General features: G+C 65.6%; 17 protein-coding genes. 14 read left to right on the top strand and 3 right to left on the bottom strand.

The features are described from left to right. The first annotated feature begins 6 nt into the window (after window positions 1–6). The 5 genes from CG51_RS06000 (at window position 7) to CG51_RS05980 (ending at window position 7,753) form a co-directional block, all read left to right on the top strand. Complete coding sequence (locus CG51_RS06000; protein WP_035743137.1) at window positions 7–567, top strand: PqiC family protein; 561 nt, start codon at window positions 7–9, stop codon at window positions 565–567. Window positions 568–713: 146 nt separating this feature from the next. Further along, complete coding sequence (locus CG51_RS05995; RefSeq protein ID WP_051930110.1) at window positions 714–1,904, top strand: efflux RND transporter periplasmic adaptor subunit; 1,191 nt, start codon at window positions 714–716, stop codon at window positions 1,902–1,904. Beyond that, complete coding sequence (locus tag CG51_RS05990) at window positions 1,885–4,983, top strand: efflux RND transporter permease subunit (RefSeq protein ID WP_035743134.1); 3,099 nt, start codon at window positions 1,885–1,887, stop codon at window positions 4,981–4,983. The genes CG51_RS05995 and CG51_RS05990 overlap by 20 nt, the downstream gene beginning before the upstream one ends. A gap of 134 nt (window positions 4,984–5,117) precedes the next feature. Next, window positions 5,118–6,278: a heme A synthase gene (ctaA, locus tag CG51_RS05985; RefSeq protein WP_035743131.1), complete on the top strand. Its 1,161-nt coding sequence runs from the start codon at window positions 5,118–5,120 to the stop codon at window positions 6,276–6,278. Continuing rightward, a complete protein-coding gene (locus CG51_RS05980; RefSeq protein WP_035743128.1) occupies window positions 6,275–7,753 on the top strand; it encodes a carboxypeptidase M32 in 1,479 nt (492 codons plus the stop codon). Before ctaA ends, CG51_RS05980 begins: the two co-directional genes overlap by 4 nt. On the opposite strand, the gene CG51_RS05975 is transcribed toward CG51_RS05980, so the two are convergent. Then, entirely contained in the window at window positions 7,741–8,448 is a 708-nt protein-coding gene (locus CG51_RS05975) for a GntR family transcriptional regulator (protein WP_035743124.1), read from the bottom strand. The two genes, CG51_RS05980 and CG51_RS05975, sit on opposite strands and share 13 nt — an antisense overlap. Before the next feature lie 212 nt (window positions 8,449–8,660). On the opposite strand from CG51_RS05975, the gene CG51_RS05970 reads away from it, so the two are divergent. The 5 genes from CG51_RS05970 to CG51_RS05950 are packed head-to-tail and all read left to right on the top strand — an operon-like array spanning window position 8,661 to window position 13,359. Further along, entirely contained in the window at window positions 8,661–9,635 is a 975-nt protein-coding gene (locus CG51_RS05970; RefSeq protein WP_035743122.1) for an ABC transporter ATP-binding protein, read from the top strand. A 22-nt stretch (window positions 9,636–9,657) separates the two neighbouring features. Beyond that, a complete protein-coding gene (locus CG51_RS05965) occupies window positions 9,658–10,923 on the top strand; it encodes an ABC transporter substrate-binding protein (RefSeq protein WP_035743119.1) in 1,266 nt (421 codons plus the stop codon). Continuing rightward, on the top strand, window positions 10,904–11,872 hold the full coding sequence (locus tag CG51_RS05960; RefSeq protein WP_233141154.1) for an ABC transporter permease: 969 nt from the start codon (window positions 10,904–10,906) through the stop codon (window positions 11,870–11,872). Before CG51_RS05965 ends, CG51_RS05960 begins: the two co-directional genes overlap by 20 nt. After that, window positions 11,872–12,708, top strand: a complete 837-nt coding sequence (locus CG51_RS05955) for an ABC transporter permease (RefSeq protein ID WP_035743117.1) — start codon at window positions 11,872–11,874, stop codon at window positions 12,706–12,708. The genes CG51_RS05960 and CG51_RS05955 overlap by 1 nt, the downstream gene beginning before the upstream one ends. A 3-nt stretch (window positions 12,709–12,711) precedes the next feature. Beyond that, complete coding sequence (locus tag CG51_RS05950; protein ID WP_035743114.1) at window positions 12,712–13,359, top strand: aspartate/glutamate racemase family protein; 648 nt, start codon at window positions 12,712–12,714, stop codon at window positions 13,357–13,359. Window positions 13,360–13,479: 120 nt separating this feature from the next. On the opposite strand, the gene CG51_RS05945 is transcribed toward CG51_RS05950, so the two are convergent. Next, window positions 13,480–14,268 carry an enoyl-CoA hydratase gene (locus CG51_RS05945; RefSeq protein WP_035743112.1) on the bottom strand — a complete coding sequence of 263 codons (789 nt, stop codon included), beginning with the start codon at window positions 14,266–14,268 and terminating at the stop codon, window positions 13,480–13,482. Between the two features lie 55 nt (window positions 14,269–14,323). Here CG51_RS05945 and CG51_RS05940 point away from each other — a divergent pair, with 55 nt between their 5' ends. The 3 genes from CG51_RS05940 (at window position 14,324) to rpsI (ending at window position 15,884) form a co-directional block, all read left to right on the top strand. Further along, entirely contained in the window at window positions 14,324–14,743 is a 420-nt protein-coding gene (locus tag CG51_RS05940; RefSeq protein ID WP_035743110.1) for a PaaI family thioesterase, read from the top strand. A 168-nt stretch (window positions 14,744–14,911) separates the two neighbouring features. Continuing rightward, window positions 14,912–15,376 carry a 50S ribosomal protein L13 gene (gene rplM, locus CG51_RS05935; RefSeq protein ID WP_035705529.1) on the top strand — a complete coding sequence of 155 codons (465 nt, stop codon included), beginning with the start codon at window positions 14,912–14,914 and terminating at the stop codon, window positions 15,374–15,376. Between the two features lie 4 nt (window positions 15,377–15,380). Further along, window positions 15,381–15,884 carry a 30S ribosomal protein S9 gene (gene rpsI / locus CG51_RS05930; RefSeq protein ID WP_035743108.1) on the top strand — a complete coding sequence of 168 codons (504 nt, stop codon included), beginning with the start codon at window positions 15,381–15,383 and terminating at the stop codon, window positions 15,882–15,884. A gap of 83 nt (window positions 15,885–15,967) precedes the next feature. On the opposite strand, the gene CG51_RS05925 is transcribed toward rpsI, so the two are convergent. After that, entirely contained in the window at window positions 15,968–17,971 is a 2,004-nt protein-coding gene (locus CG51_RS05925) for an acyltransferase family protein (protein WP_051930108.1), read from the bottom strand. A 132-nt stretch (window positions 17,972–18,103) separates the two neighbouring features. On the opposite strand from CG51_RS05925, the gene CG51_RS05920 reads away from it, so the two are divergent. Further along, window positions 18,104–19,558, top strand: coding sequence for an aldehyde dehydrogenase family protein (locus CG51_RS05920; RefSeq protein WP_233141155.1), 1,455 nt, complete (start codon window positions 18,104–18,106; stop codon window positions 19,556–19,558). Window positions 19,559–19,834 lie beyond the last annotated feature (276 nt).

Genomic DNA, 19,834 nt, shown 5'->3' with positions numbered 1-19,834 from the left:
GGTATCATGCGCCTGAAACCCGTTCTGCTGGTGGGGCTTGCCGCGCTCGCCGCCTGTTCCAAACCTGAGGATACGGCGCGATTCACGCTGGAACCGCCCCCGCTGACGGCCACGGTTCCGAACCGTATCGGCCGGGTGGAGGTGCGGGACGTGCAGCTTCCCGACTATGCTTCCGGGCAGGAAATCGGCTGGCAGACGGCGGATGGTGCGGTGCGCAGCAATCCGCGGAACATCTGGGCCGATACGCCGCAGCGCGCCGTGACACGCACGCTCGCCCGGCAGATAGAGGCAGCCAGCGGCGCCACCGCCATCGCCGAGCCATGGCCATTCGCCGAACCGCCCGCCCGGCGTCTGGAGGTTCGGGTGTCGCGGATGCTGGCGGGAGCGGACGGGCTGTTCCATCTGTCGGGGCAGTATTTCGTCTCGCCCGCCGGGTTCTCCGGCAGCGATCAGCAGCGCAGTTTCGACATCGCCGTTCCGCTCGCCGGCGAGGGGCCGGCCGCGATCGCGGCGGCGCAGGCGCGCGCCATCCAGATCCTCGCGACCCGGATCGCGCAGCTTTCCTGAGGCCGGTTTCCTGAGACCGGTGCCTCATCCTGAGGCAAATGTCCCGGCACACCATTAGTTTATGTCGCGCGAGATTGCACTCTGTGCGAAGAATCGGGGAGACAGGGAAGGGTCAGATACTTCTTCCCGCCATCAGGAAAGCGCGCATGAAAACGAGCCGTCAGATCGCCACCGCGCTTGCGCTTGCCGTTGTGGGTGCTGCGGCGTGGGTGCGGCTGGATCCGGGGGCGTATGCGCGGCTGGAGCCACTGGGATTGGGTTGGCTTGCCGGAGCGCCAGCGGCGCAACATCAGGCCGAACTGCCCGTGGGCATCCCTACGGTGGTGGCGGAGCCGGTGCGGCTGGCTGCTGTCGCCGACCAGATGACCGCCATCGGTGATGGCCGCGCCTTCCGCTCGGTCACGCTCCGGCCAGAAGTATCGGGCCGTGTGGTCGCGGTGCCCGTCGCCTCCGGCGCGCTCGTCGCGGCGGGAGAGATCATCGTGTCACTGGATGATGAGGTGCAGCGGATCGCGCTGGAACGGGCGCGGTTGGTGCGGGCGGATGCGCAGACCGCACTGGAGCGGATCGAGCGGCTGCATGCCAGCGGCACGACCAATGAAATACAGCTCATCGCCGCCCGGCTGACTGTGGAGACGGCGGAACTTGAGTTGCGGGATGCGGCACATGCGCTGGAGCAGCGCACGATCCGGGCGCCGATCGCCGGTCATGTGGGTCTGCTGGATCTTGACGTCGGCGATCAGGTCACCTCCAACACGGACATTACCGTGATCGACGACCGGAGCAGGATCCTGGTGGAGTTCCGTATGCCGGAGCGTTTTGCGGGCCGTGTGCGGGTGGGGGATGCGCTGACCACGACCACGCTCTCCGTCATGGAGGCCGAGGCAGCGGAGGGAAAGGTCCACGCCATCGACAACCGGGTCGATCCCGCCTCTCGCAGCTTCCGGGTACAGGGGGAGATCGGCAATGCGGATGACCGTTTCCGCTCCGGCATGGCCTTCCGAATAGACATGCGCTTTCCGGGGGAAAGCCTGCCCGCCGTGCCCCCGCTCGCGGTGCAATGGAACGCGGCGGGCTCTTATGTCTGGGTAGTGCGCAGCAACGTGGTGGAGCGCGTGGCCATCCGCATCCTGCAGCGCGATGCGGACAGGGTGCTGGTGCAGGCCGCGCTCGTTCCCGGCGATCTGGTGGTGAGCGAGGGCTCGCAGACCCTGCGCCCCGGCCAGCAGGTGCATGTTGCGCCGCCCGATGCACCGACCACGGCGGCCTCCCGCGTTCCGGCGGGCACGACGCCCGCAACCGAGACGCGGAGGGCCGATGGCGGACGCGACATCTGAGGCCCATTCCGGCGTCGCGCTGTTCATCCGGCGCCCGGTTCTCGCCTTCGTCCTGAATGCGCTGATCGTGCTGGCGGGGCTGGCCGCGCTTTTTGCCGTGGAGGTGCGGGAGCTACCCTCCGTGGACCGTCCCGTGCTGACCGTCACAACGCGCTTTCCTTCCGCCTCCGCCCAGACCATCGACCGGGAGGTGACGGCGGAGATCGAGGGCGCGGCGGGCCGGGTGCCCGGCGTCTCCTCCATCTCCTCCACCTCGCGTTTCGGACAGAGCCGCGTGACGGTCGAGTTCAATCAGGACGTCAACATCGACGTGGCGGCTTCCGATACGCGGGACGCGATCTCCCGCATCCGCAATAGACTGCCCGATGATGTGGAGGAGCCGCAGATCGTCAAGGCGGATGCGGATTCGGATCCGGTGATGCGGCTGGCCGTGCTCTCCGACACCCGCCAGATCGACGACTTGACGCGGCTTGTCGATGACGCGGTGGAGGATCAGCTCATCTCCGCGCCCGGTGTGGCCGACCTGCAGATCAGCGGCGACCGGGATCAGGTGTTCCGCATCGACATTGACCAGATGCAGCTTTCCGCCCGGGGCCTGACGCTGGCCGACATACGCAACGCGGTCGGCAATGCGTCGCTCGATGCGCCCGCGGGCACACTGCGCGCCGCGGCCCAGACGCTGGTCGTGCGCACCACCGCCCCGGTGACCACACCGGAGGAGTTCGAGGCTCTGGAGCTGAAGGGGAATGTGCGGCTGGGCGATGTGGCGCGGGTGACGCTTGGCCCCGACATCGCCAATTCGGAGCTTCGTGTCGATGGCCAGCGGGGCATCGGCATCGGCATCATCCGGCAGGCTCAGAGCAACACGCTCATCATTTCGGAGGAGATCACCCGCATCGTCGCGGGGCTGAACCGGACCCTGCCGCCCGATGTGCGCATCGTCATCACGCAGGACAGCGCCTCCTTCATCCAGGGCGCGATCCATGAGGTGCAGATCGCCCTGATCCTGACGGTGCTGATCGTGGTCGGGATCATCTACCTGTTCCTCGGGGACTGGCGCGCGACGATGATCCCCGCCATCGCCATGCCCGTGGCGCTGATCGGCACGGTTGCGGCGATCTGGATCATGGGGTTCTCCATCAACATCCTGACATTGCTCGCCATCGTGCTGGCGACGGGTCTGGTGGTGGATGATGCCATCGTGGTGCTGGAGAACATCGTCCGCCGGCGGCAGGGGGGGCTTGGCCCCCGGGCGGCGGCCGTGCTTGGTACGCGGCAGGTGTTCTTCGCCGTGATCGCGACGACGCTGACGCTGGCCGCCGTGTTCGTGCCGATTTCCTTCCTGCCGGGTCAGACCGGCGGGCTGTTCCGGGAGTTTGGCTTCACCCTTGCCGTCTCCATCCTCCTGTCCTCCATCGTTGCGCTGACATTGTGTCCGGTCATGGCGAGCCGCCTTCCGCAGACCGACGTGAAGGAGGCGGAAGGTGGGAGAATATGGAATGTATTCCAAGGCACTTACGATCGGACATTGAAGTCATGCCTGAATGCGCCGCTCGTCGTCTTGACGGTGGCGGCGCTGTTCGGCTTTCTGGCCTTCCTCCTCTGGGGGCAGTTGCGGCAGGAACTCACGCCGGATGAGGATCGCGCGACGGTGATCCTTTCCGTCTGGGCGCCGCAGGGTGTCTCGCTCGACTTCACCGCCGCGAAAGTGGGCGAGATCGAGGAGGCGCTGGCCCCGCTGCGCGCTGCAGGCGAGGTGCTTCACAGCTACGGCATCATCGGCGCGGCCAGTTCACAGAACCGGGCCTTCATGGTGCTGACGCTCGCGCCCTGGGGCGAGCGGCAACGGAGCCAGTCGGAGATCCTCGCCGATCTGACGGAGCGGATGCGCGCCATCATCGGCGTGCGCATCTTCACCAACCAGCCGAACTCGCTCGGCATCCGTGGCGCGGGTCAGGGACTGCGCTTCGCCCTGCTGGGGCCGACGTACGAGGAACTGGCCAAAGTCGCCGCACAGCTTGTGGAGCGCATGGAGCAGGATCCCGGCTTCGGCCAGGTGCGACTGGGCTACGAGACGACAGATCCGCAACTGTTCATCGAGGTGGACCGCGACAGGGCAAGCGATCTTGGCGTGCCGATAGACGGTTTGGGTGAAGCGTTGCAGGCCATGCTGGACGGTCGGACGGTCGGCACCGTCTTCGTCGCCGACCGGAGCTTCGACATCAAGCTCGTGTCCACGGCCGATCCCGTCGATGATCCCTCCGACCTGGAGCGGATCTTTGTGCGGACCTCCAACGGCGACATGGTTCCTGTATCGACGTTCGTCACCATGACGGAGCGGGCCGTTGCCCCCAATCTCGGGCGGGAGGACCGGCTCCGCTCGGTGGAGATTGCCGCGAACCTGACGCCGGACAAGAGCCTCGGAGCTGCGTGGGAAGACGTGCGCACCCTCTCTGCCGAGACCCTGCCCGAGACGATGCGGGTCATTCCGCTCGCCGAGGCCGCGACGCTGGGAGAGACCTCCGCCGGGCTCATCACCACTTTCGGCTTCGCCCTGCTGATCGTGCTTCTGGTGCTCGCCGCCCAGTTCGAGAGCTTTGTCTCGGCCGTGATCGTGATGGCGACCGTGCCGCTCGGGCTGGCCTGTGCCGTGTTTGCCATGCTGCTTAGCGGCACGTCGCTCAACGTCTATAGCCAGATCGGCCTGGTCCTGCTGGTGGGGATCATGGCGAAGAATGGAATTCTCATCGTCGAATTCGCCAATAGTCTGCGCGACAAGGGGCAGAGCGTGCGCTCCGCCGTGGAGGAGGCCTGCTCCATACGCCTCCGGCCGGTGGTGATGACCATGGCCGCGACCGTGCTGGGCGGCGTGCCGCTGGTGCTCGCCTCCGGCGCGGGGGCGGAGGCTCGGGCCGCGCTCGGCTGGATCATCGTGGGCGGGTTGGGGCTTGCCATGGTGACGACGCTTTATCTCACTCCGGTGGTGTATCTGCTTCTTGCCGGATTCTCGCCCGCGAAGGCGGAGGAGGAGGCGCGGCTCGTGCGTGAACTCGCCGAAGCGGCTGAGACTTCGGGCTAGGGCAGGCCGTTTGACGTCGGGGGTCGCGGGGGGCGTCCCCCGCGCTTCCCAAGGTGCCGCGCCGTCCTTCGGGGCTTGCGGCGGAGAAGTGTGGAAACTAGGTTCGCCGCCGCAAGTCAGGGTCCGGAGACATCATGGCCGAGAAGCGCAAGACCCCAACCCGCGCCATCTTCGAAGAGGTCGCGACCGAAACCCGGATCGAGGCCGCGCGCCCCGGCCGCATCGGAGAGGGCCGCAGCGGTGCGCGCGGCGCCATCCGCATCTGGCTGCTGATCCTCTTTGCGCTCGTCGCGGCGATGATCATCGTGGGCGGGCTGACGCGCCTGTCCGACGCGGGACTGTCTATTACCGAATGGCGCCCCGTCACGGGTGCATTGCCGCCGATGAACGATGCAGCCTGGCTTGGGGAGTTCGAGAAGTATCGTGCAAGTCCCCAGTATCAATACATGAACGCGGGCATGAGCCTTGAGGCGTTCAAGCAGATCTACTGGTGGGAATGGGGGCACCGCCTGCTGGGCCGGCTGGTGGGGGTGGTCTGGGCGCTCGGCTTCTTCGGCTTCCTGATCGCGCGCAAGATCCCCGCGGGCTGGACGGGCAGGCTGCTGCTTCCCGGCGTGCTGGGCGGGGTGCAGGGCGCGATCGGCTGGTGGATGGTCGCCTCCGGCCTGACGGGAGAGATGACCTCGGTCGCCTCCTACCGGCTGGCGATCCATCTTGGCCTTGCCTTCGTGATTCTCGGCTTCCTGTGGTGGTATGCGCTGCTTCTGGGGCGGTCGGAGGCCGATCTGCTTCAGGCGCGCCGTGCGCGGGAGCCGAAGTTGTTCTCCATGTCCACCGGCCTGATGCATTTCGCCTTCCTCCAGATCCTCGTCGGCGCGTTGGTCGCGGGGATCGACGCGGGCCGCAGCTTCACCGACTGGCCCCTGATGGACGGCGGGTTCTTTCCGCCTGGCGGGTTCTATATCGAGCCGTTCTGGCGGAATTTCTTCGAGAATCCGGGCATAGTGCAGTTCATGCACCGCATGGTGGCCTATCTGCTGTTCGTCTTCGGTGTGGTGGTCTGGGTCCGCGGGCGGCGGAGCAGCCATGCCGCGACCCGTACCGCCTTCAACATGGTGCTGGCGGCATTGCTCCTGCAGGTGGTGTTGGGCATCGTCGCGGTGCTGACGGGCGCGCAGCTTCACGCGGCGATCACCCATCAGCTCGGCGCAATCCTGCTCTGGGTGATGATCATCCGGGCGCGGTATCTGTCGCAGTATCCTATCCAGACTTCCATTCGGGGGGCGCGGGCATGAGCGCGCTGGCCGATCTGCTCGCCTTCCAGCGGGAGACGGAGGCGCTGGCCCAGGTGGCGGAGCGGCTGGGCTGGGATCAGGAGACCGTCATGCCCCGCGGCGCCTATGCCCAGCGGGGGGAGGAGACGGCGGCGCTGGAGGGGGTGCTGCACGCGCGCCGCACCGATCCCCGTATCGGCGAATGGCTGGCGGCGCTCGATACCGCCCGGCTTGCTCCGGCTGAGGCGGCGCAGGTTCAGCGGATCCGGCGCGCGCATGAGCGGCAGATGCGCGTGCCGCTGCGGCTGGCCACGGCGCTGGCGCGGACCACGAGCATGGCGCAGGGGCTCTGGGCCGATGCGCGCGCGCGGGAGGATGTGGCGGGCTTCCTGCCCACGCTCTCCGAAGTGGTCGCACTGAAGCGTGAGGAGGGGCAGGCGCTGGCAGCGGGCGGCGACCCTTACGATGCGCTGATGGAGGATTACGAGCCCGGCGCAACGGGGGAGGAGACCGCCGCCCTGTTCGGGCGGATGCGGCCCCGCCTCGTCGCGTTGCGTGAGGCGATCCTTGCATCGGACCGGAGCGCGCCCACCCTGTCGGGGCGGTTCGATGAGGCGACGCAGATGACGCTCGCCGCCGAACTGGCAGGTGTTTTCGGCTATGACTGGGGGCGCGGGCGGTTGGACAAGGCCGTGCATCCCTTCTCCTCCGGCTCCGGTCAGGATGTGCGGATCACCACCCGCACCGATCCCGCCGATCCGCTGAACTGCATCTATTCGACTATCCACGAGACGGGCCATGCGGTCTATGAGCAAACGGTCGATCCGGCCTACCTGCTCACCGCCATCGGCCACGGCGCCTCGATGGGCGTGCATGAGAGCCAGAGTCGCATCTTCGAGAACCAGCTTGGCCGCAGCAGCGCCTTCACCGGCTGGCTGTCCGGCCGCATGGTGGAACTGTTCGGAGATAACGCGCCTTCCGATCCGGCGGAGTTCGACCGCGCCGTCAATCGTGTCCATCCCGGCTTCATCCGCACGGAGGCGGACGAGGTGCACTACAACCTGCACATCATGCTGCGCTTCGATCTGGAACGCGCGCTGATCCGGGGGGAGATGGAGGCCGCCGATCTGGAGGAGGCGTGGAACGCACGCTTCGCCCGCGACTTCGGCCAGCAGATCACCCGTCCGAGTCAGGGGGTACTTCAGGACGTTCACTGGCCGGTGGGGCTGTTCGGCTATTTCCCGACCTACGCGCTTGGCAACGTCTATGCGGGCTGCCTTCATTCGGCGATGCGCCGCGATCTGCCGCAACTGGACGGCGACCTCGAGCGCGGGGATCTTGCGGCGGCGCTGCACTGGCTCAAGGAGGCGGTTCAGCGGCATGGCGGTCTTTACGAGCCGCGCGACCTCATCGCCCGCGCCACCGGAGAGCCGCCGTCGGAGGGGCCGCTGCTCGATTATCTGGAAGCCAAGTTCGGGCGGCTTTACGACCTGTGACTGGTTAGCGCCTCGCGCAGCGATCCCGCAGGCAGTGCGGGGCGACTGAGATCGAGCGAGGAGAGCAGGTCCGACAGGTGATGCGCCATTGCGATCTCCGCCCGCGCACCATCGCCTGCCGCCATGGCGTGCAGGAGGTCACCATGTGCGTGGCTGTCGCAGATGGCCTGTCGCCGCTGCCAGTAGAGCGCGATGATAAGTGATGAGCGCGACACAAGCGAGGCCACGAATTCGCAGATGATCGACTGGCCGGCGAGCCGCGCGACCTCCACGTGGAACCCGCCGGAGAGGTACAGCGCCCGACCCGTATCGCCTGCCGCGAGCGCCGCCTGTTCCATGGCGATATGGCCCGCCAGCCGGTCGATATCTGCCCGTGTGGCCCGTTCGGCGGCGAGGCAGGCGGTTCGGGGTTCGAGGATCTGCCGGGCATCGAACACCTCTTGCGCCTCGGAGGCGGAGGGCTGAGCCACAAACGCGCCGCGGTTGCGTTTCAGTACGATGAGATGGTCATGCGCCAGCCGCTGAAAGGCCGCGCGGACCACCGTCCGGCTTACTCCATAAACCTCTCCCACTTCGTCCTCCGACAGTTTCGTGCCGGGCAGGACGCGGTGTTGATGGATGGCCTCCGCCAAGCGGGCGGCGATGGCGTCGCTGCTCGCTGTGGAGAGGGAGGAGAGGGGTGACGACTGTTCCACTTTTCCGACTCCACAGGTTCTGCGGGGACTCGGCAAGAGGCGAAGATTGGCAACAGGATTGTATACGATTTCCGACGCGGCTTTGCGCGCCGCTGCCAGCCACCTGCCCAAATTTGCCGCAATTCCTGTCTCGGCCTGCCGCGGGAGCGAAATCCGTTCGCGGGGCCGGAAGAGTCACGCATGATCCAGAGACCGACATCGGGAGCAAGGCCATGCGCAGCGGACAGGATCTGGAACTCGTCAGCCTCACCAAGCGATACGGCCAGACCACCGCCGTCAACCGGGTGAGCCACCTGTTTCCGGCGGGAACCTATGTCTGCCTGCTGGGCCCCTCCGGCTGCGGGAAATCCACCACGCTGCGCATGATTGCGGGTCATGAGAGCGTGTCGGACGGGGCGATCGTCCTTGCGGGCGCCGACATCTCGCATCTGCCCCCCGCGCGGCGCGGCACGGCGATGATGTTCCAGAGCTATGCGCTGTTCCCCCATCTGAGCGTGACCGACAATGTGGCATTCAGCCTGAAGATGAAGGGCGTCGATCAGGCGGCGCGGCGCAAGCGCGCGGGCGAGATGCTGGAGCTTGTGGACATGTCGCGCTTTGCGGAGCGCAGGCCGGCGCAGCTTTCGGGCGGGCAGCAGCAGCGCGTGGCCCTGGCGCGCGCGCTCATCACCGATCCGCAGGTTCTTTTGCTGGACGAGCCGCTTTCGGCGCTGGACCCGTTCCTGCGCCTGAAGGTGAGGGCGGAGCTGAAGCGGCTTCAGCGGGAGCTGGGCATCACCTTCATCCATGTCACTCACGGCCAGGACGAGGCGATGGCGCTGGCCGACGAGATGGTGCTGATGAACAATGCCGTCATCGAACAGTCCGGCACCCCGCAGGAGATGTTCAACGCCCCGCGCACGGAATTCGTCGCGCGCTTCATGGGCGGGCACAACGTGGTGTCGTTGCCGCAGGGGCGGTTCGCCGTCCGCGCGGACGAGGTGCGGATCGCGCCATCGGGGACGGATGCCGTCGTGCGCAGCGTCGAATATCAGGGCGCGCATGTCGCCGTCACCAGCATGGCGGCAGGTGAGCAGGAGATCCTCGCGCTGATCCCCGAGGGCGTCTTTTACAGAGATCCGAAGCAACCGGGCGACGCCGTGCGTCTTGCCTGGGACGAAGGGCGGCAGCACCGCCTTCTGGCCTGATCCAACGGAGAGGACAAGGAACATGAGCAAGATCGGTTACAGCCGGCGCGGCGTGTTGAAGGCGGGGGCGGCTGCGGCTGCGGCCTCCGCCTTTCCCGCGCCGATGATCTGGGCGCAGGAGATCAGGAACATCACGCTGCGCCAGTTTGGCACGGGTGTGTCCAACATCAACGAAGTGGCTCAGAAGGTGAAGGAGGATCTGGGATTCACGCTGGAAATGACCGCGCTCGACAGCGACGCGGTGACGCAGCGCGCCGCGACCCAGCCCAACAGCTTCGACATCGCCGATATCGAATACTGGATCTGCAAGAAGGTCTGGCCGACCGGCAACCTTCAGGCGATGGATACGACGAAGATCAAGCTCTACGACAAGATCGTGCCGCTGTTCACGACCGGCAAGCTCACGCCGGATTCGGTGATCGCGCAGGGCACCGCGCCGCATACGGTCGGCTTCGTGGAGGCGCAGGGGTCCAAGACCTTTGCCAAGGAACCGACGCAGTGGATGACACTCATCCCCACGATCTACAACGCAGACACGCTGGGCATCCGGCCGGACATCATCAACCGCCCCATCACCCAGTGGAAAGAGTTGCTGAACCCGGAGTTCAAGGGCAAGACCTCCATCCTGGACATCTCCGCCATCGGGATCATGGACGCCGCGATGGTATGTGAGTCGATGGGAGCGATCAAATACGGCGACAAGGGCAACATGACGCGCGAGGAGATCGACAAGACCCTTGCGATCTTCACGGAGGCCAAGCGCGCGGGACAGTTCCGCTCCTTCTGGAAGACCTTCGATGAAAGCGTGAACCTGATGGCCTCGGGAGAGGTGGTCATCCAGTCCATGTGGTCGCCGGCGATCACGGCGGTCAAGACGCGCGGCATACCTTGCGTGTATCAGCCGCTGGAGGAAGGCTACCGCAGCTGGGGCGGCGGGATCGGGCTGTCCAAGGCGCTGGAAGGGGCCAAGCTGGACGCGGCCTATGAATATATCAACTGGTATCTCTCCGGCTGGGTCGGCGGCTTCCTGATGCGGCAGGGCTACTATTCCGCCGTGCCGGAAACCTCGAAGGAGCACATGGACGCCAACGAGTGGGGCTACTGGTTCGAGGGCAAGCCAGCGACGGCCGACATCGCCAATCCCTATGGTCAGGTCATGGCCAAGGCGGGCGAAAGCCGTGATGGCGGTTCGTTCTACGAACGCATGGGCCATGTCGCCTGCTGGAACTCCGTCATGGATGAAAACCAGTACATGGTAAGGAAATGGAATGAGTTCATCGCGGCCTGAGGTCTCTCCCCTTCAGGCGATGGCGGCGGAGGCGGCCCGGCAGGCCGTCTCCCCTTCCGGGCCGGACAGGGGCAGTCTGACGGCCCCCGTGCGGAGGGCGCGGTCGGCCAATTTCACCGGCTGGCTGCTGGCCTCTCCGCTGGCGGTGGTGCTGCTGGCCTTTCTGATCCTGCCCATCGCGATGATCGTGGCGGTGAGCTTCTGGAGTGCCACCGAATTTACCATCGTTCCCGATTTTTCCTTTGAAAACTATGAATTCCTGTTGGGTTCCCCGGTAACCTACCGGGTCTTTCTCAATACGTTCAAATATGCGCTCATCACTTGGGCGGCAACGCTGCTCATCGGATTCACCGTTGCCTATTTCCTGGCTTTCCACGTGCGCAGCCAGGGATGGCAGACCGTGCTGTTCCTGCTTTGCACGATACCGTTCTGGACATCGAACATCATCCGCATGATCTCCTGGATCCCGTTTCTGGGACGCAACGGGCTGGCCAATTCGGCGTTGATCTCCTGGGGGGTGATCGACGAGCCGTTGGAATGGCTGCTGTTCTCCGACTTTTCGGTGATCCTCGCCTTCGTGCATCTGTACACGCTGTTCATGGTCGTGCCGATCTTCAACACGATGATGCGGATTGACCGTAGCCTGATCGAGGCGGCGAACGATGCGGGCGCCTCCGGCTGGCAGATCCTGTGGAATGTCATCATTCCACTCTGCAAGCCCGGCATCATGATCGGCACGATCTTTGTCGTGACGCTGGTGATGGGCGATTTCATCACCGTCCGGTTCATGTCCGGCTCGCAATCGGCCAATGTAGGGCGGCTCATATCCAACGATATCGCCCTGCTACAATATCCGTCGGCCGCGGCGACGGCGGTGGTGCTGCTCTGCACGGTGCTGATCGTGATCGGCATCATGCTGCGCTTCGTCGATATCAGGAAGGAGCTGTGATGGAACGGCGTCCGTGGTCCTTCTATGCGTTGGCGGCGTTCTTTGCGCTGTTCCTGCTGTTTCTATACGGGCCGACCATCACCATCGCCATCCTGTCCTTTCAGGGGCCGGAGGGCGGGCTCACCTTTCCGATGCGCGGCGTCTCGCTCCACTGGTTCCGCGACCTGTTCGAGCAGCAGGCGGTCGGCGACATCTGGGGTGCTTTCCGGCGGAGCCTGGTGCTCGGCCTCATGGTGATGGTGGCGACGGTGGTGATCTCCGTCATGGGCGGTCTGGCGTTCCGCAAGCGGTTCACCGGGTCCGGGCTGGTATTCTATCTCATCATCACCAGCCTCGTCATTCCCTCCATCCTCGTCTCGCTCGGGGTCGGGCTGATCTTCTCCCAATCGGGGCTGACGGTGCATTGGGCGACGTCGGGCTTCGGCGCGCAGCTGACATGGACGCTGCCCTTCGGGCTGCTGATCATGTTCGCCATCTTCAACCGCTTCAACCCGGCCTATGAGGAAGCGGCGCGCGATCAGGGAGCGACGGCATGGCAGACGCTCTGGCATGTGGTCATCCCGATCATCGCGCCGTCGCTGATCGGGGTGGCGCTGTTCGGCTTCACGCTCTCCTATGACGAATTCGCGCGGACGCTGCTGACGGCGGGCAGCTACAACACGCTGCCGCTGGAGATCTACGGGATGACGACCAATGTCACGACGCCGGTGATCTTTGCGCTGGGGACGCTGACGACACTGTTTTCCTTCCTCGTGATCGGCGTTTTCGTCCTGGCCCTTGCCATTGCCGCGAAACGGCGGGCAAAGCTTCTCTCCGATGCGGGGCAAGGGGTCTAGGGTTTGCGACTGCTGTTCATCAATCCGAACGCCACGGTCAGCATGACGGAGGCGGTAGTGGCGACCGCCCGCGCGCTGACGACGGCAGAGGTCGCCGGCTGGACCAACCACGACGGACCTCCGGCCATCGAGGGAGCAGAGGACGGGGAACGCGCGGTTCCGGGCGTTCTCTCCCGGCTGGAGGAGGCACGGGAGTGGCGGGCGGATGCGATCATCATCGCCTGTTTCGACGATACCGGGCTTGAGCGGATCCGCGCCAGTGCCCATTGCCCGGTGATCGGCATCGGCGAGGCTGCGTTTCACATGGCGGCCCTGATGGCGCCCCGCTTCCGCGTGATGACCTCGGTAGAGGCGGCGCTGCCGGTGATCGGGCAGAACATCTCTGCCTATGGGTTCGCGCCGCGTTGCGCGGGTCTGCATGCCAGCGGGATCCCGGTGCTGGACCTCGACAGCGGCACGGAGGAGGTGGTGGATCGCCTCGCCGCCGCGATCCGGGGCGCCGGGGGAGAGGATCCGGTCGTACTGGGCTGCGCAGGGATGAGCGCGCTGCGCCCGCGGCTCGCCGCGCGGCTTTCCATGCCGCTGGTGGACGGGGTGGCCGCGGCGACGCTGCTGGCGGAAAGCCTCGCCCGGCTTCGGGGCGCCGCCTAGCAGGGTGGAAAGGCCGCCGAGTCTGCGCGGGAGCGGAAATCCTCCGCAATCGGGGGAAGTCCGCGCATTATCGGTAGTTCCGGGGCTGATTTCCGGATTTTAGAGCTCTTTATCAGCCTGCTAGACCGCCCAGTCTGGTTTGCGCTTGTCCAGAAAGGCGCAGATACCCTCGTTCGTGTCGGCGTGGAGCATGTTCTCCACCATGACGCCGCCTGCAAGGGCGTAGGCTTCCTCCAGAGGCAGACCGATTTGGTCGTAGAAGGTCCGTTTGCCGATCCGCACCGCAGCGCCGAGCTTGCCGGCAACCGTGGCGGCAAGCCGTGCTGTCTCCTCCGACAGCCGTTCGGCCGGGACGACCCGGTTGACAAGGCCCAGCTCCCTCGCGCGGGGGGCGTCGATGAATTCGCCCGTGGTCAGCATCTCGAATGCCTGCTTCCGCGCAATGTTGCGGGTCAGCGCGACCATGGGCGTTGAACAGAACAGCCCGATGTTCACCCCGTTCACGCCAAAGCGCGTGTCCTCCGCCGCCACCGCCATGTCGCAGGAGGCGACGAGCTGACAGCCCGCCGCCGTGGCGATGCCATGCACCTCGGCGATCACAGGCTGGGGCAGGCGGGGGATGGCGGTCATCACCCCTGCGCAACGGTCGAACAGGTCGGCGAAGGCCGCGGCCCCCCCATCGGGCGCTGCGCGTTTCGCCTGCATTTCCTTCAAGTCATGTCCTGCGCAGAATGCCTTGCCGGTACCCCGCAGCACGACGACGCGGATGCTCTCGTCCTGCGAAATCGCGCGGAACGCATCGGAAAGCGCGGCCAGCATCGCATCCGACAGCGCGTTCAGATTGGCCCGACTGTTCAAGGTCAGCGTGGCGATCCCGACGTCATCCGACCTCAAGAGTATATCATCCATTGTCATTCCTCCCCATTGCCGGAACTGTAGCGCGCGAAAAACGGGGGAGGAAGCCGTGGCGCTGACAATGACGATGACCGAACTTGATGCCTTCATGCGCGCACAGTTCCCGCAGGTGGCGGCGGATTTTGCCGTCGACGCGCTGGCGGAGGAGGAACTGGTCACCCGCCTGCTGGTGGGGGACAGGCATCTGCGACCGGGAGGCACCGTCTCCGGCCCCGCGATGTTCGCGCTGGCGGATGTGTCAGTCTATCTCGCCATTCTTGCCCGGATCGGTCCGAAGGCGCTCACGGTTACGACGAACTGTTCCATCGACTTCCTGCGCAAGCCCGCCTCAGGTGCGGACCTGATCGCGCGGACGCGGATACTGAAGCTCGGCCGGGTTCTGGCGGTAGGGGATGTGCTCGTCTTCTCCGACGGGCAGGGAGAGCCGGTGGCACGGGCAGCACTAACCTATTCGATCCCGCCGAAATGACCTGAATTATGGGGTATTATGATACCTATTTTTCAAGTAATTGAAATCTATAAGGAATTACTTGCATCCCGTGCTTGACTGTGCGGCGAACTTCTATAGAACACCGCAATCCGAATTCTCGGAGTCCGGTCCCGGCCGGGCTCTCTGCAAACGAACGGGATCTGGACCATGAAGACCTTCACCGCGACGCCTGCGGACATCGAGAAGAAGTGGATCCTGATCGACGCCGAAGGCGTCGTTCTGGGCCGCCTCGCCACGATCGTCGCCAACCGCCTCCGCGGCAAGCACAAACCGACCTTCACGCCGCACATGGACATGGGCGACAACGTGATCATCATCAACGCCGACAAGGTGCAGCTCACCGGCACCAAGCGGGATGACAAGAAATACTACTGGCACACCGGCTATCCGGGTGGGATCAAGGACCGCACCGCGCGTCAGATCCTCGAGGGCAAGTTCCCGACCCGCGTGGTCGAGAAAGCCGTGCAGCGCATGCTGCCGGGCGGCAAGCTCTCGCGCCAGCAGATGACCAACCTGCGTATCTATGCGGGCGCCGAACATCCGCATGAAGCCCAGCAGCCTGAAGTGCTGGACGTCAAGACGCTGAACCCGAAGAACACCCGGAGCGCGTAAGTAAATGGCCGAAGACATCAAAACCCTCGATGACCTGAAATCGGTTGTCTCCGGGTCCGCCGCCGCCGTGGCTGACGAAGCCCCGCGTGAGCCCGTGCGTGACGAACTTGGCCGGTCCTACGCCACCGGCAAGCGGAAGGATGCGGTCGCCCGCGTCTGGATCAAGCCGGGTTCCGGCAAGTTCCTCATCCGCAACAACAAGGGTGAGTTCATCGACTACACCGCGTACTTCGCGCGCCCGGTGCTCCAGATGATTCTGCGCCAGCCGTTCCAGGTCGCCAATGTCGAAGGTCAGTTCGACGTGATGGCCACCGTTGCCGGCGGCGGCCTTTCCGGTCAGGCCGGTGCGGTCAAGCACGGCATCTCGAAGGCGCTGCAACTCTACGATCCCGCGCTGCGTTCGGCGCTGAAAGCCGCGGGCTTCCTGACCCGTGACAGCCGCGTCGTCGAACGGAAGAAATACGGCAAGGCGAAAGCCCGCCGGAGCTTCCAGTTCTCCAAACGCTGATCCTGCGTCGATATTCAGAAAGGCCCGCCCCTCCGGCGGGCCTTTTTGTTTGTGGTTGTCGCGGGAGACTGCCTCGCCCACCCTCAGCGGCTGGCCTGCTCCCGATCGAGGGAGCGGATGGCGGCCACGATTTCCGGTGCCACCAGAGCCGCGCCTTCGGGCGAGGGGTGATTGTCGTCGAAGTAGAACATCTTTCCGCCAAAGGCATTTGCGCAGCGGTTTGGAATGAATGTGTCGCACAACAGCCTGTCCGGGCGCACACGGGCGATGCGCGGGCTGTCAATCGCATCAAAGGCCGTGATGACGGCATCGGCGCGGCGATGGAAGAATATCCTGCTGGTAGAGATCGCAGGCTGTGCCTCCGGGTCGAAGATCATTTCCCGTGCGACGCGGAGCGGCACGTTCCATCCTGCCTCCGGGTAGGGGTAGACCAGAACGACATTGAACCGCTCCGCCAGCGCGGCCACCTGTGCCGCGTAGGCGTTAATGACGCGGGCCTCCCGCTTCCCATCAAAAGGGTCGCCGGGAGGAAGCGCGGCCACCTCCATCGGTATTGGCGGCCCGGGTTCATTGCCGCCCTCGCCATTTTTCGCCCTGAGCCCGCTCGCATAGACCGGCCATCGCGCGGCGAGGACGAGCGTCCTGACACCCGACCGTTCCAGCCAGTCCAGATAGGCGCGGTTATACGCGTCGCAACTGTGCGAGGGCAGCTTGTCCAATCGGACGAGGCCCGGCACGGGCGGGCAACCGGCATATCCCGAAAGATAGCTGCTGATGCCCATCCCTGTCAGCATCGCCTGCAACGGCGGGGCGAGGCTGGTGGCGTGGCTGTCGCCCATGATCGCGACCTGCGGGTCGGATTCGCCAGCGGCACAGTTGCGGACCGGGTGGACGGGCAGCGGATCGTCATCGGCGGTTAGACAATGGCCGCGATATCTCTCCCGCCCTGCCAGAAACTCCGCGGCCCATGGCATACGTTCGGGAAATCCATGCGCCTTGCGGATACCGATCCCGGCCGCGGAGAAAAGAACGATCCCCAGGGCCGCCGTGACAAGTGCCAGGCGACGCCCGGCGAGCAGAGGGGCGGCGCCGCGAAACGGCTGCTCCACCCATCGCCAGCTCAGCCAGCCGAGCAGGACTGAGGAAATGACGAGGAGCGCCATCACGCCGGCGCGGGGCTCCTCCGCCAGCCGAAGTCGCGCGAAGGCCATCAGCGGCTGGTGCCACAGGTAAGTGCTGTAGCTTATAAGGCCGAGCCACACGACCGGCCGGAGCGACAGGACCCATCCCACCCGCGTACCCTGACCGCCCCACACCAGCACCATTACCGCCCCCAGAACCGGCAGCAGCGTCGCGAACGACGGCGAGGGCATTCCAGGCAGTAGGAGGAGCGATACGAGGATCATCGCCAACCCCAGCGCCGCGAGACCGCCACGCGGCGCCTGCGGACGAAGACGTATACCGAGGGCTGCAAGCGAACCGGCGAGAAGCTCCCATACCCGCGACGGCGTGAAGAAGAAGTTGTCCTCAGGCCGGATGCGCCATCCCACCTCCGCCAGGGCAAGGGAGGCAAGCGCGATCACGCCCAGTGCGATGAGCGCGATCCGCCGCCCGCCTCGGTGGATCAGAAGGACAAGGAGTGGCGGGAAGAACAGGTAGAACTGCTCTTCTATGGCAAGGCTCCACGTGTGAAGCAGGGGCTGCAACTCTGCCGTCGTGCTGAAATAATCCGCGCGTTGCGAGAAATGAACATTGGAAAGGAACAGCGCCGCTGCCGCGATACTCCGCCCGAAATCAGAGAAGTCCGCCGGAAGCATCCAGCCCCAGGCGACGGGAATGCAGGCCGCGAGCATCACGAAAAGCGCGGGAAGTATGCGCCGCGCCCGGCGCACATAGAACTCCGTCAGGCTGTAGCGATGCGCTTCGATGTCTCGAAGGAGGATGCCGGTGATGAGAAAGCCGGAGATGACGAAGAAGATGTCGACGCCGATATAACCACCGCCGAAGAAGGGTGCCCGCGCGTGGAACAGAATGACTGTGGAAACGGCGATGGCACGCAGGCCGTCGATCTCTGGGCGATATTTCATACGAAGACGGCTCTCCTGACCGCGAAGAGACTGGCGGCGGTTCGGCGGTAGTCAAGGGGAGGTGCGGCATGAGTGCGGCAAAGCTTGACGCAGCTCAGCCCCGCAAGCGATGGTGTCGGGCGGAGGTGCCCCATGCGCGATATGATCGATTCCGAAAAACTCGTTACCCATTACGTCGATGGCCAATGGATCGCACCCCTCTCCACGGAGGCGTTTCCCTTCGAGACCCCCCATGACGCTGCGGTGCGGGGAAGCATCATCCTTGCCGGTGCGCAGGATATGGCGCGTGCACTCGATGCAGCGCGACAGGCTTTCACCGGTTTCTCCAGAACCTCCAAGGCGGAGCGGCTGGCATTGCTGCGGCGGATTCATGATCTGACGCAGGAGCGTATCGGCGACCTCGCGCGCGCGATTTCCCTCGAAATGGGCGCGCCGATCGACATGGCCAGAAGAGCGCAGGCGGGCGCAGGCGTCGGCCATGCCGCGGGCTTCATAGAGGCGCTGGAGGGAATGGAGGAGGAGGAACGGCTCACCAACGGCGACCTGCTGATCCGCGCCCCGGTGGGGATTTCGGGGCTCATCACGCCGTGGAACTGGCCGATCAACCAGATCTCCCTGAAGGTGCTTCCGGTGATCGCGACGGGCGGCACCTGCGTGCTGAAGCCATCGGAATACACGCCGCTTTCCGCCATCGTCTACATGGAGATCCTCGACGCCGCAGGGGTGCCTGCGGGAGTGGTGAACATGGTGCAGGGGAACGGGCCGGGGGCGGGCGTCGCGCTTTCCACGGACCCGCTGGTGAGCCACGTCTCCTTCACCGGCTCCACACGGGCGGGGCGGGCCGTCGCCCATGCCGCGGCGGAAGACATCCGGCGCATCACGCTGGAACTCGGCGGCAAGTCGGCGAACCTCGTCTTTGCCGATTGCGGATCGGACCTTGAGCAGCGCGTGCGTGACAGCGTGGCGGAATGTTTCCTGAACTCCGGCCAGTCCTGCGATGCTCCGACACGGATGCTGGTGGAGCGGGGGGTCTATGACCGGGTGGTGGAGATCGCGGCCGATGCGGCGGCGAACACCGCGCTCGGCCTGCCTTCGGAAGCGGGCGATCACATCGGCCCGCTGGTCAACGCCACGCAGTTCGATCGGGTGCAGGACCTTATAGCCGCCGGTGTGGCGGAGGGCGCGCGGGTCGTGGCGGGCGGGCCGGGCCTCGCGCCCGGTTTCAATGCGGGCTACTGGGTCAGGCCCACGGTCTTTGCCGATGTGACCCCCGATATGCGGATCGCCCGGGAGGAGATTTTCGGCCCCGTCCTCTCCATCCTCCCTGTGGAGGGGGAGGCGGAGGCCATCCGCATCGCCAACGATTCGCCATATGGCCTCGCGGCCTACATCCAGACCGGCGATATGGAGCGGGCCGGACGGATCGGCCGCGCGCTCGACGCGGGTGCGATCCACGTGAACGGCACAGGCATGGGCTGGGGTTCACCCTTCGGCGGCTGGAAGCAATCGGGCCTCGGGCGGGAGGGCGGCAGGCTTGGCATCGAAGCGTTCCAGGAGGTCAAGACCCTGCATCTGCGGCAGGCCTGACGACGCCGCGGCGGGATTGCCCCCGTGACTGAGACAGGACCTTGGCCCAGTGAGGCAGGCGGGAGCCTCTACCGCCGCTCAAGGGCGGGGGCCACACCCCCCGCGGACGTGCGCGCAGGCTCGGGCCCACGGATGGGCAAAGCCTCCCACGCCGCGAGGTGCTGGCATGCGGGGCGTCCATCACCCAGCGACCGCGCGGCGAAATCCCGCGACAGGTCAGCACAAGGAGTGTCGGCACGCACCGCACGCAACGACGGCATCGAAGATGCTGGGCGC

Source organism: Haematobacter missouriensis (assembly GCF_000740775.1).
GTDB lineage: Bacteria > Pseudomonadota > Alphaproteobacteria > Rhodobacterales > Rhodobacteraceae > Haematobacter > Haematobacter missouriensis.
Note: the sequence above shows the minus strand (reverse complement) of the source record. Positions and strands in the feature narration are given on the sequence as shown.